The organism is Mesorhizobium sp. P170090, from assembly GCF_057786115.1.
The window spans coordinates 3037052-3050625 of the sequence record NZ_JBYNWH010000001.1 but is presented as its reverse complement, the minus strand read 5'-3'; the positions used below and the strand labels follow the sequence as shown (position 1 = coordinate 3050625).

At 62.6% G+C, this 13574-nt stretch carries 13 protein-coding genes; 8 read left to right on the top strand and 5 right to left on the bottom strand.

Annotated elements, in window-relative coordinates; translation table 11 throughout:
* Positions 1–15: 15 nt before the first annotated feature.
* Positions 16–309 carry a hypothetical protein gene (locus tag AC3EML_RS14440; RefSeq protein WP_155923279.1) on the bottom strand — a complete coding sequence of 98 codons (294 nt, stop codon included), beginning with the start codon at positions 307–309 and terminating at the stop codon, positions 16–18.
* Between the two features lie 32 nt (positions 310–341).
* Between AC3EML_RS14440 and lptF the strand changes: the two genes are divergently transcribed.
* From lptF to AC3EML_RS14400, 8 genes are all read left to right on the top strand, one after another.
* Positions 342–1541 (top strand): LPS export ABC transporter permease LptF, encoded by a 1200-nt coding sequence (gene lptF / locus AC3EML_RS14435; protein ID WP_023672737.1) that lies wholly within the window; start codon positions 342–344, stop codon positions 1539–1541.
* Between the two features lie 2 nt (positions 1542–1543).
* Positions 1544–2626, top strand: a complete 1083-nt coding sequence (gene lptG, locus AC3EML_RS14430; protein ID WP_023731132.1) for an LPS export ABC transporter permease LptG — start codon at positions 1544–1546, stop codon at positions 2624–2626.
* On the top strand, positions 2626–5076 hold the full coding sequence (locus AC3EML_RS14425; protein ID WP_023685694.1) for an LPS-assembly protein LptD: 2451 nt from the start codon (positions 2626–2628) through the stop codon (positions 5074–5076). The genes lptG and AC3EML_RS14425 overlap by 1 nt, the downstream gene beginning before the upstream one ends.
* Before the next feature lie 91 nt (positions 5077–5167).
* The gene (locus AC3EML_RS14420; protein ID WP_023685693.1) at positions 5168–6097 is read left to right on the top strand and encodes a peptidylprolyl isomerase; all 930 of its coding nucleotides are present in this window, start codon (positions 5168–5170) and stop codon (positions 6095–6097) included.
* A 12-nt stretch (positions 6098–6109) separates the two neighbouring features.
* Positions 6110–7138: a 4-hydroxythreonine-4-phosphate dehydrogenase PdxA gene (gene pdxA, locus AC3EML_RS14415; RefSeq protein ID WP_023685692.1), complete on the top strand. Its 1029-nt coding sequence runs from the start codon at positions 6110–6112 to the stop codon at positions 7136–7138.
* A 25-nt stretch (positions 7139–7163) separates the two neighbouring features.
* Entirely contained in the window at positions 7164–8003 is an 840-nt protein-coding gene (gene rsmA, locus AC3EML_RS14410; RefSeq protein WP_352521103.1) for a 16S rRNA (adenine(1518)-N(6)/adenine(1519)-N(6))-dimethyltransferase RsmA, read from the top strand.
* Between the two features lie 115 nt (positions 8004–8118).
* Complete coding sequence (locus tag AC3EML_RS14405; RefSeq protein ID WP_352521079.1) at positions 8119–8322, top strand: hypothetical protein; 204 nt, start codon at positions 8119–8121, stop codon at positions 8320–8322.
* A gap of 9 nt (positions 8323–8331) precedes the next feature.
* Complete coding sequence (locus tag AC3EML_RS14400; protein ID WP_352521080.1) at positions 8332–8910, top strand: Fic/DOC family protein; 579 nt, start codon at positions 8332–8334, stop codon at positions 8908–8910.
* Between the two features lie 84 nt (positions 8911–8994).
* On the opposite strand, the gene gmk is transcribed toward AC3EML_RS14400, so the two are convergent.
* From gmk to fabF, 4 genes are all read right to left on the bottom strand, one after another.
* Positions 8995–9669: a guanylate kinase gene (gmk, locus tag AC3EML_RS14395; protein ID WP_023672729.1), complete on the bottom strand. Its 675-nt coding sequence runs from the start codon at positions 9667–9669 to the stop codon at positions 8995–8997.
* Positions 9670–9675: 6 nt separating this feature from the next.
* Positions 9676–10566 (bottom strand): YicC/YloC family endoribonuclease, encoded by an 891-nt coding sequence (locus tag AC3EML_RS14390; RefSeq protein ID WP_023695597.1) that lies wholly within the window; start codon positions 10564–10566, stop codon positions 9676–9678.
* Positions 10567–10830: 264 nt separating this feature from the next.
* Positions 10831–12087, bottom strand: a complete 1257-nt coding sequence (gene mltG, locus AC3EML_RS14385) for an endolytic transglycosylase MltG (RefSeq protein ID WP_023715070.1) — start codon at positions 12085–12087, stop codon at positions 10831–10833.
* Between the two features lie 202 nt (positions 12088–12289).
* Complete coding sequence (fabF, locus tag AC3EML_RS14380; RefSeq protein ID WP_023685687.1) at positions 12290–13552, bottom strand: beta-ketoacyl-ACP synthase II; 1263 nt, start codon at positions 13550–13552, stop codon at positions 12290–12292.
* Positions 13553–13574: the final 22 nt, after the last annotated feature.

Sequence of the window (13574 nt, the reverse complement as noted above, 5' to 3'; positions counted from 1 at the left end):
AGGAAAAATGCATTCTCAGGGAAGATGCGCGACATTTGGTCGTTTTCCTTGATTTGGCAAGACTTTGCCGGAATCAGGGCTCATATGCGCAGCGGAATCGATAACGATTCGTCGCGGCACGGCCCCGCTTTCCTGCCGCAACCTGTTGTTAACCATCGATGTTCTCCCTTTCTTATCCATTGCCGCCGACACTCCGGCCTGCGGGACGGGCGATGTGGGACGGAGAATCGGATCGAACCGCCTGAAAGAAATGGCCAAACGCACCCAGTTGTACAGCCGCAGCCGGACGACTACCTTGTCCGCGGGCATGATGCCGTTCGGCAAATCGAGAAAAGCCTTACATGAAGGTCGTTGAACGCTACATCATGCGTCGCGCACTGGCGGTGTTTCTCGCTGCGCTGATCTGGACGCTGGCCATTGTCTGGACGACGCAGGTGCTTGCCCGCATCGACCTGGTCACCGATAGTGGCCAATCGGCGCTGACTTTTTTCGAGGTCGCGGGCCTCATCATCCCCACCATCATCCCGATCGTGGTGCCATTCGCCCTGGTGGTGGCGGTGGCCCAGACGCTCAGCGTCATGAACTCCGATTCGGAATTGGCCGTCATCAACGCCGCCGGCGCCTCGCGCTGGACGATTGTGCGGCCGGTCCTGCTGATCGCGCTGGCGGCCAGCGTCTTTTCCTTCGCGGTCGACAATGGCGTCGAACCCTATGCCAGGCAGAAGAACCGCCAGCTGATCGCATCCTCGCGCGCCGATCTCTTGTCGCTGATCATCCAGGAAGGCACGTTCCGCAAGATCGACGACGGGCTGTTCCTGCAGATAGGCGAGCGGCTGCCGGACAACCGGCTCGGCGGCATCTTCGTGGCCGATTCGCGCGAGGAAGGCGCCAATCTGATCTATTATGCCAAGAGCGGCAGCGTCGTCGAAAAGGGTGATGAGAAGGTGCTGATGATGAATGACGGCGTCATTCATCGCAAGACGCTGACCGGCGATCTGTCGGTCATCCGCTTCACGTCCTACGCCTTCGACCTTTCCGCCTTCATGTCGGCGGCGAACGATATCATGCTCCTGCCCAAGGACCGAACGACGCAATACCTGCTCAACCCGGATCCGAACGACAAGATCTTCCAGCGCAGGCCCGGCGCCTACAAGGCCGAGCTCGACCAGCGCTTTTCCGAATGGTCCTATTCGCTGGTGTTCGCGCTGATCGCGCTGGCGGTCGCAGGCGATGCGCGCTCACACCGCGAGGCGCGCATCCACCCGCTGATCACAGCCATCGCCATTGCGCTGTTCGTGCGCTGGCTGGGCTTCTTTGCCGCCGGCAAGGCGGACAAGATCCCGCAATACGCCTATATGGTCTATGGCGTGCCGGTCATCGCCTCGGCGGTCGCCATCTGGTTCATCGTCACCTCGCGAAGCATGGAACTGCCCGGCAGCTGGGCCGACTGGATGACGAATTTCGCCGGCCGCGTCAGCGATGGCTGGACGGCGCTCAAGCTGCGCCTCAATCGGCGCTACACATCCGGCCAGGGAGCCTGACGATGGGCTGGACCCTGGGCCGCTACTTCTTCTTTCGCTACGTGTCGATCACGATCTGGTTCTTCATCGGCCTTCTGGCGCTGGTGTTCCTGATCGACTTCACCGAGTTGTCCGGCCGCATCACCGGCCTGCCGGGCTTCACCTACGGCACGGCGGTCGCCATCTCGGCGCTGAGGATGCCGATGATCATGCTGCAGACGGTGCCGTTCGTCGGCCTGTTCTCGGCGATGGCGACGCTGGTCTCGCTCAACCGAAAATACGAGCTGGTGATTGCGCGCTCGGCCGGAGTGTCGGCCTGGCAGTTTCTGTTGCCCTGCTGCATCGGTGCGCTGTTATTCGGCATATTGTCGGTCAGCGTGCTCAATCCGATCGCCGCGCATGGCTTCTCATGGTCGGAGCAGATGGAAAACCAGCTGCGATCCGGCAATTCGAACGCGGTGGCGGCCGATGCCACGCCGTGGATCCGCCAGAAAACCAACTCCGGCGATACCATCATCGGCGCCCGCGCCATCCTGAACCAGGGCCTGGAAATGGCCGACACCGTGTTCTTCGTCCTCGATCCGCAGGGCAATATCGTCGAGCGCAAGGACGCGGCCCGGGCCTTTCTGCGCGACGGCTACTGGGAATTGCAGGACGTCAAGGTGTTCAAGGACGGCAACATCCGTTCCGAAACGACCGACCAGTTGCCGACCAACCTCAAGCCGGAATTCGTGCAGGAACGGCTGGCGCGCCCCGAAACCATCCCGTTTTACGACCTTCCCGGCAAGATTGAGGTTGCCCGCTCCTTCGGCCTCAAGGCAAATGCCTTCGCCATGCAGTTCGATTCGCTGGTGGCGTTACCGTTCCTGCTTGTGGCCATGACGCTGATTGCGGCAACAGTTTCAATGCGATTTGCGAGGATGGGGCAGTCGGCAACGATGATTCTGGGTGGCGTCCTCGCCGGCTTTCTGCTTTATGTCGTTTCGGTATTGGTCAAGGCATTCGGCGTTGCGGGATTCGTGCCCACAGCCGTGGCTGCATGGGTTCCGGTTGTCGTGGCTATGTTCTTTGGGGTGACATTCCTGCTATACAAGGAAGACGGCTAGTGAGGGAGGCGGCTTTGCGCAGCCATAGGCAGGCCGGTTTGGCGCGCCTCTATTCGGCGAGCGCCTTGGCATGCCTGCTCGCCTGCGGCGTGCTGACGGCCCCTGCGCTGGCGCAGGACGTTACCGACGTGGCAACGAAGGTTCCCTCCGGCTCCCAGATGCTGCTGGCGGCCGACACGCTCGTCTATAACAACGACAACCAGACGGTCACCGCCATCGGCGGCGTCCAGATCGACTATGGCGGCAACAAGCTCGTCGCCCAGCGCGTCGTCTATGATCGAAACACCAAGCGGCTGGTTGCCAGCGGCAATGTCGAGATCGTCAACAGCGACGGCACCAAGATCAACTCGCAGCATATCGACATTACCGACGATTTCGCTGACGGTTTCGTTAATGCGCTGCGCGTCGAAACGCCCGAAAAAGCCTATTTCGCCGCCGAAAGCGCCGAGCGCATGGGCGGCGTGCTGACAACGTTCCACAACGGCGTCTATACGGCCTGCGAGCCTTGCGAAGACAAGCCGGACAAGGCGCCGACCTGGCGGATCAAAGCCAGGAAGATCATTTGGAACGGCGAAAAGAAGACGGTTCGCTTCGAGAACGCGAATTTCGAATTCTTCGGCTTCCCGCTGGCTTATCTGCCGGCGTTCGAGATCGCCGACCCTACGGTCAAGCGCAAAAGCGGCTTCCTGATCCCCAGCATCGGCTACAACAACCGTCTCGGCGTCGGCGTCAAAGTCCCCTACTATTTTGCCCTGTCGCCGACCTATGACCTCACCGTTACCGGCAGCGGCTACACCAAGCAGGGTTTCCTCGGCGAGGCCGAGTGGCGCCAGCGCTTCAACAATGGCCAATACACGCTGAAGCTTGCCGGAATCAACCAGCAGGACCCTGGCGCTTTCCGTGATTTCGCGGCTTTCCCCGGCGGCTACAATGTCAATTCGGGGCCAGCAGGCGATCCGAACAAATTCCGCGGGATGATGGGCACCAAAGGCCAGTTCGCCATCAATCCGCGCTGGGACTTCGGCTGGGATATCCTGCTTCAGACCGACAAGAATTTTTCGCGTACCTACACGATCGAAGGCTACAACGACGCCGTGCATCAATCGTCGGTCTACCTGACCGGCCTAAACGACCGCAATTATTTCGATGTGCGCGCCATGCGCTTCCAGGTTCAGGAAAACACACCGGACGGCAACGTCGCATCGCGCAGCGACAAGCAGCCCTGGGTGTTGCCGTCGCTCGACTATGCCTACATCCCCGACATGTCGGTGGCCGGCGGCCAGCTGTCGTTCAACGTCAATGCACGAGTCATTCGCCGCGACGATCTCGATCAGGCCTATTTTACCCCCTACGTGCCGGGCTCCGGCGTCCAGCGCGTGCGCGGCATCGAGGGCGAATCCGGTCGCCTCACCGCCGAAGCCGAATGGAAGCGTACCTTCACCACGGACGGCGGATTGCAGTTGACGCCCCTTCTGGCTCTGCAGGGCGACGTCGACTATCTCAACGCTTCTTCGGCTTCGCTGACTGCGGTAAACCAGATGGCAACGAATGTCGGTGCCGCCGACGACATGCGGTCTTCCTTCGCCCGTTACATGGCGACCGCCGGCCTTGAGATGCGCTGGCCGGTGCTGTTTTCGATGGCCGGCTCCAGCCATATCGTCGAGCCGATGGCGCAGGTCTTCATGCGCCCGAACGAGCAGTATGTCGGCGGGCTCGCCGTTCCCAACGAGGATGCACAGAGCTTCGTCTTCGATGCCACGACGCTGTTCGAGCGCGACAAGTTCTCCGGCTACGACCGCGTCGAAGGCGGCAGCCGCGCCAATGTCGGATTCCGCTATTCCGGCGCCTATGACAATGGCTGGGGCACCAATGCCATCTTCGGCCAATCCTACCAGCTGGGCGGCCGCAACTCCTTCAATTCGCCGGATCTGGTCAATGTCGGCGCCAATGTCGATGGCGCTGCTAATTCGGGCCTGGAGACTTCGACCTCCGACTATGTCGGCCTTGTCGGCTTCAGCAGCCCGAGCGGCTTCTCCGGTTCGCTCAGCGGCCGCTTCGACGAGCAGACCTTCGAAGTTCGCCGTGCCGAGGTGAAGGCCGCCTATTCCGGGCTGCCGGTTTCGCTGAGCGCCAAATACGCCTTCATCCAGGCGCAGCCGCTCTATGGTTTCACCACCGATCGCCACGAAGTCACGCTCGGCGCCTCGACGCACCTGGCCGAAAACTGGCGCGTCTTCGGCACCGGCACCTACGACCTGCAACAAAGCGTGCTGGTCAAGGACGGCGTCGGCTTTGCCTACAATGATTCCTGCTTCACCTACCTGATGACGTACTCGGAATCACGCGACATCAACACCAAGGAAGTGTCGCAGAATGTCGGCTTCAACCTGTCGTTCCGCACGCTCGGCGATTTCGGCTCGTCCCAAAGCTCGATCGACTCCATCCAGTAGAGCCGGCTGACGACATCGTTTTGCCGCATAAAGCGGGCACGGATTTCGCCAATATCGGGCTGGAATCGGCCAAAACCGGGCTAGAATTGGGATGCTTTCGATGAGGAAATACCTGTTTTCGGCAGGATTCGCGCTCCTGTTCGCGGCGACCTCGGTCTCTGTCACCACGATGGTACCGCCGGCCTTCGCCAGTGAAATCAAGTATGTCGTCAACAACATGCCGATCACCACCGGCGACATCGCGCACCGGGCTGCCTTCCTGAAACTGCAGCGCAAGAAGGGTGACGCGGGTCAGGAAATGATCGACCAGACGCTGCGTATGGCGGAGGCCAGGCGTCTCGGCATCCGCATCTCCGACGCCCAGGTAGAGGCTGCCTATCAGCGCTTTGCCTCGAGCAACAAGATGCAGCTCAAGCAGCTCGACGGTGTCATGGCGCAGTCCGGCGTGACCAAGGAGCATTTCAAGGAATTCATCCGCTCCCAGATGGCGTGGAACCAGGCGCTGAGCGCACGCTACAGCGGCGGCGGCGGGGAGGTGAGCGAACAGGATCTGGTCAAGCGCATGCTCGAAAAAGGCGGCGCCAAGCCAAGCGCCACCGAGTACATGCTGCAGCAGGTGATCTTCGTGGTGCCGAAGGCCGAGCGCAGTGCCACACTCGCCAAACGCAAGCGCGAGGCTGAAGCCATGCGCGCCCGCTTCAATGGCTGCAACACCACGCGTGAATTCGCCAAGGGCCTGATCGACGTCACCGTTCGCGACCTCCCCCGATTGCTGGCGCCGCAACTGCCGCCGGACTGGGCCGAGCAGATCAAGGCCACCAAGCTGGGCGGCGCCACGGCCGTGCGCGAGACCGATCGCGGCATTGAATTCATCGGCATCTGCTCGTCGCGCGAGGTTTCCGACGACAAGGCGGCCCAGATGGTGTTCCAGAGCGAAGGCAGCGGCGACAAGAACGCCGACGAGCTCTCGGCCAAATATGTCGAAGAGCTGAAGGCGAAAGCCAAGATCGTTACGCGCTGAACCGGCCGAGCCGTGCGTGAGACAGAGCTTCCGCTGGCGCTGAGCGTCGGCGATCCATCCGGCGTCGGTCCGGAAATCGCCATTGCCGCGTGGCAGAGCGCCCGCGGTTCCGGTGCCGCGCCCTTCTATCTTCTCGCCGATCCGGCGCTGATTGCCGCGCGGGCGCGCCGGCTCGGCGCGGCGGTGGCAATCGCCGAGACGGTGCCGGCCCAAGCGGCTGGTGTCTTTCAACACGCCTTGCCCGTGGTGCCGCTGGCGGCCCACTTCACCGATGATCCCGGCCGGCCCGACCCGGCCAATGCCGCCGGCATCATCGAGGCCATCGATCGCGCCGTCGCCGACTGCCTTGCCGGTCACGCGGCCGCGGTCGTCACCTGTCCGATCGCGAAGAAGCCGCTTTACGATGCCGGCTTCGGCTTTCCCGGTCACACCGAATATCTGGCGCATCTGGCCTCGCTCCACACCGGCGGCACGGTGACGCCGGTGATGCTGCTCGCCGGCCCCGAATTGCGCACCGTTCCGGTCACCATCCACATCGGGCTGGCCGAGGTGCCGAAGACGCTGACGACGGAGCTGATCGTTGCCATCGCGCGCATCACCGCCGGCGATCTTGCACGCCGTTTCGGCATCGCCAGGCCGAGGCTCGCGCTTGCCGGCCTCAATCCGCATGCCGGCGAAAGCGGCGCCATGGGGACAGAGGACGAGCGCATCATTCGTCCTGCGGTCGACATGTTGCGGGCGCAAGGCATCGATGCCTTCGGACCGCTGCCGGCCGATACGATGTTTCATGCGCGCGCTCGCGCCGGCTACGACGTGGCGGTCTGCATGTATCATGACCAGGCGTTGATCCCGGCCAAGGCGCTGGCCTTCGACGAGGCCGTCAACGTCACGCTTGGCCTGCCGTTCATCCGCACCTCGCCCGATCACGGCACAGCCTTCGACATCGCCGGCAAGGGCATCGCACGTCCCGACAGCCTGATCGCGGCGCTGAAGCTGGCCCGCCGGCTGGCCGATACCGGCGCAAAGCCCGCAGTTGCATGAGCCAAAAATCATGAGCCCAAAATTCATGAGCATTGACGGGCTGCCGCCGCTGCGCGAGGTGATCGGGCGCCATGGACTGCAGGCAAAGAAGGCGCTTGGCCAGAATTTCCTGCTCGACCTCAACTTGACCGGCAAGATCGCGCGGGTAGCCGGCGACCTCAGCGACAGCACGGTCATCGAGGTCGGCCCCGGCCCCGGCGGGCTGACCAGGGCGCTGCTCTCTGCCGGTGCCCGTCGCGTTGTCGCCATCGAGCGCGACGAACGCTGCCTTGCCGCCTTGGCCGAGGTCTCCAACCACTATCCGGGCCGGCTCGAGGTGATCAGCGGCGACGCGTTGAAGACGGATTTTGCCACTCTTGCCAAAGCCGCGTCACAAGGCAGCGGCCCCGTGAGGATTGCCGCCAACCTGCCCTACAATATCGGCACCGAGCTGTTGATCCGTTGGCTTACCGTGGCGGACTGGCCACCCTTCTATCAATCGATGACGCTGATGTTCCAGCGCGAGGTGGCCGAGCGCATTGTCGCCGGTGCCGGCAGCGATGCTTATGGCCGGCTCGGCGTCCTGGCGGGCTGGCGGACCGAGGCGAGGATCGCCTTCGACGTGCCGCCGCAAGCGTTCACGCCGCCACCCAAGGTAACGTCGTCGGTGGTGCATCTGGTGCCGCGCGCCAGCCCTTTGTCAACCGACGTGAAAAAACTCGGTCGCGTCACCGAAGCCGCTTTCGGCCAGCGCCGGAAAATGCTGCGGCAGAGCGTGAAGAGCCTGGGTGGCGAGGCACTGCTGACGCGCGCCGGCATCGATCCGACCCGGCGTGCGGAGACGCTCAGCGTCGAGGAATTCGTGCGGCTGACAAACGCGGTTTGACCGGCGGCGCTAGCGCGGCCGTGGACCCAAATCGCATCCTGTGTGACAGCGATGACAAGCAGCATATAGCGGCATGCAGTTGCCGGTGAGTCGCCGAGCGTGATATTGTCGTCATATGAAAAAGAGTACCTCAAGCCTCCGGCCGACCCAAAATGGCCAGTTTGTCCTGACCAGCGGCAGGGGCGAAAAAATCAGCGCGGTTGAAGGCTTGAAGCTATCGCAACGTATGGGCTTCATTCTGAAGGAAAGCCGTGAGCGCGGCCTGAGCGGGGATGAGCGCAGGGCGCTTATCAAGGACCAAGTAACCCGCAAGCAGTAGGATCGGCAGGTGGTCTATGCCGCTGAACATGATCCGCTGTGCTACCCAGGCACGACCGTTCTCCGCAACAGGCTGAATATCAAAGACCAGGCCCAATTCGATGAATTCGAGTTGGCACTTTTCCTGACCAGGGCCGACGAACATATCCCCGCAGGCCGTCTGGATTTCGTGCACTACAAGGCTGTCCATCATCACCTGTTCCAGGACGTTTATGAATGGGCGGGAGAGGTTCGCGCCATCCGCATCGGCAAGGGGGGCAACTGGTTCTGCTATCCTGAGTATATCAACCAGGAAATGCATAGAATTTTCGGCGAACTCGCCGACGGTGATTATCTCTGCGAACTCGACCTCGACGCCTTCGCCGTTCGGGCCGCGCATGTTTTGGCCGAAATCAATGCCGTCCACCCGTTTCGCGAAGGCAACGGCCGCACGCAGCTTACCTTTCTGGCAATGCTGATGGAGAATGCGGGATTCCCATTCAATGCCGATATGCTCGGTCGCGAAAACGTCCTGAATCCGATGATTGAGAGCTTTGCCGGCGAGGAAACCCCATTTGCAGAACTCATAAAAGATACCGCCAGCCAGTAACAGATGCCCACAGCGTCCATATTGCCAGATCGTTTGCCAAAGACGCCTTCATGGGACAGCCGGCCATCGGGGAACGACAGCTGCCTATTCCGTCTTCTCGTCCAGCAACCCCGAGACGAAATCGAACAGCCCGGGCCGGCGGTCGCGCCGCAGCCTTTCCGCCGTCACGATGCCACGCACTTCGGCGAAGGCGCGGTCGAGATCGTCGTTGACGATGACAAAGTCATATTCCTTCCAGTGCTCGATCTCGTTGCGGGCGTTCTTCAGCCTGGTCTCGATCACGTGCTCCTGGTCCTCGGCGCGGCGCTTAAGGCGCGACTTCAATTCCTTCATCGACGGCGGCAGGATGAAGATCGAGACAATGTCGGCGCGCATCTTCTCCTTGAGCTGCTGGGCGCCTTGCCAGTCGATGTCGAAGAGCATGTCACGGCCCTGCGCCAGCGCCAGTTCGGCCGGCTCGCGCGGCGTCGCGTAGCAATTGCCGTGCACCTCGGCCCATTCGAGCAATGCGTCGGAATCGCGCAGCCGCTCGAACTCGCGCGTGGTGCGGAAGTGATAGTGGACGCCCTCGATCTCCGAGCCGCGGCGTGGCCTGGTAGTGACCGAGACCGATAATTCCAGGCTGCCGTCGCTTTCCAGCAGGTTGCGCGCGATCGTCGACTTGCCGGCGCCCGACGGCGACGACAGGACCAGCATCAGCCCGCGGCGGCGAATGCGGGATCCGAGATCCCTGGCAACCATCGGCTCCTTGCCACCCATTCGGGTTTACTCCAGATTCTGGACCTGTTCGCGAAACTGGTCGACCACCGCCTTCAGTTCCAGCCCGATAGCGGTGACAGTGGCGGCGTTCGACTTGGAACACAGCGTATTTGATTCGCGGTTGAATTCCTGCGCCAGAAAATCGAGCTTGCGGCCGATGGCGCCGCCATTTGCCAGCAGCGCTCTGCCCGACGCCACATGCGTCTTCAGCCGATCGATCTCTTCACGGATATCGGCCTTGGTGGCCAGGAACGCCGCTTCCATGTGCAGCCGGCCGGCATCGAGGTTGGCCGACGCATCCATCAGCAGCCGCACCTGTTCGGCGATTCGCTCGCGGATCGCCGCCGGTTCGCGCGACGGGTCGGCCTCGGCTTGAAGCGTCAACGCCTCGATGGCGTCGATATGGCCGGAAAGCAGCGAACGCAGCGCTTCGCCCTCGCTCTGGCGTGCCTGCTCGAGGCCTGTAAGCGCCGTTTCCAGCGCGGACAGGATTGACGCGTCGAGTGCTGCCCGCACCTCCTCGGTTTCGCTGGTTTCAGGGATATCGAGCACGCCGCGCAGGGAAAGCAGACCGTCGGCAGTTGCCGGACCAACACCGAACTGGTCCTGCAGCCGCTTGGCCAAGCCCGCCAGATCCCTGAGGAAGGCTTCGTTGACCACTGGCTGCGCCTGCTGGCCGGCGGCGCGGCCGACGGTCAGCGTCGCCTGGAAATTGCCACGCGAAAAGCGCTTCTGCAGCGTCTGCCGCACAGTCGGTTCGAGCCGCTCGAAACCTTGCGGCAGCCGCAACCTGACCTCGACGCTCTTGCCGTTGACCGACTTGACCTCCCAGGCGATCGAGGCGCCGTCATGTTCGGCAACAGTGCGTGCAAATCCGGTCATGCTCTGCAAATTCATGATGCGGCTCGTGTCTCCCTGATGGTCCGATTCTAATAATTGCGCATGCGTTCGATATCACGGGCAGCGCGAATGTCAGAATCGCAATACCGGCAAGATCTTGATTTCTGGTGTCGTTTCGATCTCGCGGGGCTGAAATCGAGCGAAGCAGAGGCACCCGAGCAAGACCGAAGACGCTTCGAACGGCGCTACTCGTTCAAAGCAGCAGCGCGTCCGCCTCTGTCCGCATCGCTTAAGGTCGATCCGTCTGAAAGCGCCGGCCTGCTACTGGGCGGCACCCGTATCGCCGGCATCACCGCTGTCACCGGCGGCATCGCCACTTGCGTCACCGTTGTCGTCGCCATCCGCCGGCGCATCGGTCTGGCCCGGAGTCTTGGCGCCCTTGGCGGCGTCTTCAGCCTGCTTCTTCTGCAGTGCCCGGTAGCGGGCAACGTTCTCATTGTGCTCGGCAAGCGTGGTGGCAAAGACGTGGCCGCCGGTGCCGTCGGCGACGAAATAGAGATCATCGGTCTTCGACGGGTTGGCGACGGCTTCGAGCGCGGCGCGGCCGGGATTGGCGATCGGCGTCGGCGGCAGGCCGTTGATCAGATAGGTGTTGTAAGGCGTCTGTTTCTGGATGTCAGATTGATAAATCGGCCGGTCGGCGGGTTTGCCCTTGCCGCCGAACAGGCCGTAAATGATGGTCGGATCGGATTGCAGCCGCATGCCCTTGGCCAGACGGTTGAGGAAGACGGCGGCAACGCGCGAGCGCTCGTCGCCCCGGCCGGTTTCCTTTTCGACGATCGAGGCCAAGGTGACGAAGTCGTCGACATTGGCCAGAGGCAGGTCGGGCGCGCGCCGCTGCCAGACCTCGTCGACCAGCTTCTTCTGGTCGGCGAGCAGCTTGTCGACCATCTGTTGGCGCGTGGCGCCGCGGGTAAAGCGCAGCGTGTCGGTGGCGAGGCTGCCCTCAGCCGGCTTGGCGGCCGGCATGTCGCCGGTCAGCGCATCCTGCTCGGCGATGCGCTGCAGCGCCTGCTCGACCGTCAGGCCCTCGGGAATGGTCAGCGAGTACATCACCGACTTGCCGCTCTTCAGAAGCTCCATGATGTCGCGCATGGAGGCGCGCGGCTTTATCTCGTATTCGCCTGCCTTCAGCGCTGAATCATTGCCATAGACCCGCACGGCGATGCGGAAGATGCGGGCATCGCTGATCAGCCCACGCCGTTCGAGCTGGTCGGCAATATCCTGGACGCCGGTGCTCGGCTTGACCAGGAAGGTGTCGCCGGCCACCGACGGGCCCGGTTCGTTGAATGCCTGCTTGCCGAAATAGAGCGAAACGCCGGCGGCGAGGATCATCAACATCACCGCGGAGATGACGAAGTTCATGAACACGACGACTTGGCTGCGCGAGGCGCGCGAGCGCTTTGGTGGTGGTGTGCCGGCTTCCGGGCGCAAAGCTTCGGCCGCGGTCTTCGGCACGATCGGGCCGGTCTGCTGGTTTTGTCCGAATTGTCCGCTGCCGCCCGGATTGGTGTTCATTAGCGCCCTACCATCTGATCTCTTAGAGCGACCATGCGCCCGATTGGACGCACAGCGTGCCCTAACATTTCAAGCCTACGCATCGTGCTTTTAAAAAAAGCGCCTTCGGTTTCAGGCCGATGCGACGAATCCCCAGCGGCAGAGTAGGCTTGAATATGGCAAAATTGACGACAGACCGCTGGCGCGCCGGTCGATACCGCAATCAGCCTGTATAACGCTGGAATACCAGCGAAGCGTTGGTGCCGCCGAAGCCGAAGGAGTTGGACAGCGCCACGTCGACCTGGCGATGCCGTGGCGTGTTCGGAACAAGATCGATCGCGGTTTCGCGTTCCGGGTTGTCAAGATTGATGGTAGCTGGCGCGATGTTGTCTCTGATAGCGAGGATCGAAAAGATCGCCTCGGCGGCACCCGCGGCACCCAGGAGATGGCCGATCGACGACTTGGTCGACGACATCGAGATTTTCGAGGCGGCGTTGCCGACCAGCCGCTCGACGGCGCCGAGTTCGATCGTGTCGGCCATGGTCGAGGTGCCGTGCGCGTTGATGTAGTCGACGTCGGCGGGCGTCAGCTTGGCCCGGTTCAGCGCCGCCGTCATGCAGCGGAAGGCGCCGTCGCCGTCTTCGGCCGGTGCAGTGATGTGATAGGCATCGCCGGTCAGGCCGTAGCCGGTGACCTCGGCATAGATCTTGGCGCCGCGCGCCTTGGCGTGTTCGAGTTCTTCCAGCACGACGACCCCGGCGCCCTCGCCCATGACGAAGCCGTCACGGTCGCGGTCATAGGGACGCGAGGCCTTCTCAGGCGTGTCGTTGCGGTCGGTGGACAGTGCCCGGCAAGCAGCGAAGCCGGCAAGCGATAGTCTGGTCACCGGCGATTCCGCGCCGCCGGCCAGCATCACGTCGGCATCGCCGAAGATGATCAGCCGGGCGGCATCGCCAATGGCGTGCGCGCCGGTCGAGCAGGCGGTGACGACGGCGTGGTTGGGGCCTTTCAGCCCATGCCGGATCGATACCTGGCCAGATACCAGGTTGATAATGTTGCCGGGAATGAAGAATGGACTGATACGGCGCGGTCCGCGCTCTTTCAGGATGATAGCGTTCTCGGCGATGCCCTCGAGGCCGCCAATGCCGGAGCCGATCATGACGCCGGTGGCGCAGCGCTCGGCTTCGGTGCTGGGCTCCCAGCCGGAATCCTTCAGCGCTTCGTCGGCGGCCGCAATCCCGTAAAGGATGAAGTCGCCGATCTTGCGCAGTTCCTTGGGCTCGAGCACGGCTTCGGGATTGAGCGTGCCGTTGGTGCCGTCACCGCGAGGAATGACGTGGGCGATCTTGCAGGCAAGATCTTCCACTTCGAACTCGGTGACGCGCTTCGCGGCGCTGCGGCCGGTCAGAAGTTCCTTCCAGCTGTGCTCGAAGCCCATGCCGAACGGCGAAACCAGGCCAAGGCCCGTGACGACGACACGCCTCATCGCAGGTCCTCCCCGGTGATGA

What these genes read in the sequence shown, in the direction of transcription:
- mltG (WP_023715070.1), bottom strand. Translation starts at nt 12,087, where the DNA reads ATGAACACCAATCCGGGCGGCAGCGGACAATTCGGACAAAACCAGCAG.
- lptG (WP_023731132.1), top strand. Translation starts at nt 1,544, where the DNA reads ATGGGCTGGACCCTGGGCCGCTACTTCTTCTTTCGCTACGTGTCGATC.
- AC3EML_RS14440 (WP_155923279.1), bottom strand. Translation starts at nt 309, where the DNA reads ATGCCCGCGGACAAGGTAGTCGTCCGGCTGCGGCTGTACAACTGGGTG.
- lptF (WP_023672737.1), top strand. Translation starts at nt 342, where the DNA reads ATGAAGGTCGTTGAACGCTACATCATGCGTCGCGCACTGGCGGTGTTT.
- rsmA (WP_352521103.1), top strand. Translation starts at nt 7,164, where the DNA reads ATGAGCATTGACGGGCTGCCGCCGCTGCGCGAGGTGATCGGGCGCCAT.
- AC3EML_RS14420 (WP_023685693.1), top strand. Translation starts at nt 5,168, where the DNA reads ATGCTTTCGATGAGGAAATACCTGTTTTCGGCAGGATTCGCGCTCCTG.
- fabF (WP_023685687.1), bottom strand. Translation starts at nt 13,552, where the DNA reads ATGAGGCGTGTCGTCGTCACGGGCCTTGGCCTGGTTTCGCCGTTCGGC.
- AC3EML_RS14390 (WP_023695597.1), bottom strand. Translation starts at nt 10,566, where the DNA reads ATGAATTTGCAGAGCATGACCGGATTTGCACGCACTGTTGCCGAACAT.
- AC3EML_RS14405 (WP_352521079.1), top strand. Translation starts at nt 8,119, where the DNA reads ATGAAAAAGAGTACCTCAAGCCTCCGGCCGACCCAAAATGGCCAGTTT.
- gmk (WP_023672729.1), bottom strand. Translation starts at nt 9,669, where the DNA reads ATGGGTGGCAAGGAGCCGATGGTTGCCAGGGATCTCGGATCCCGCATT.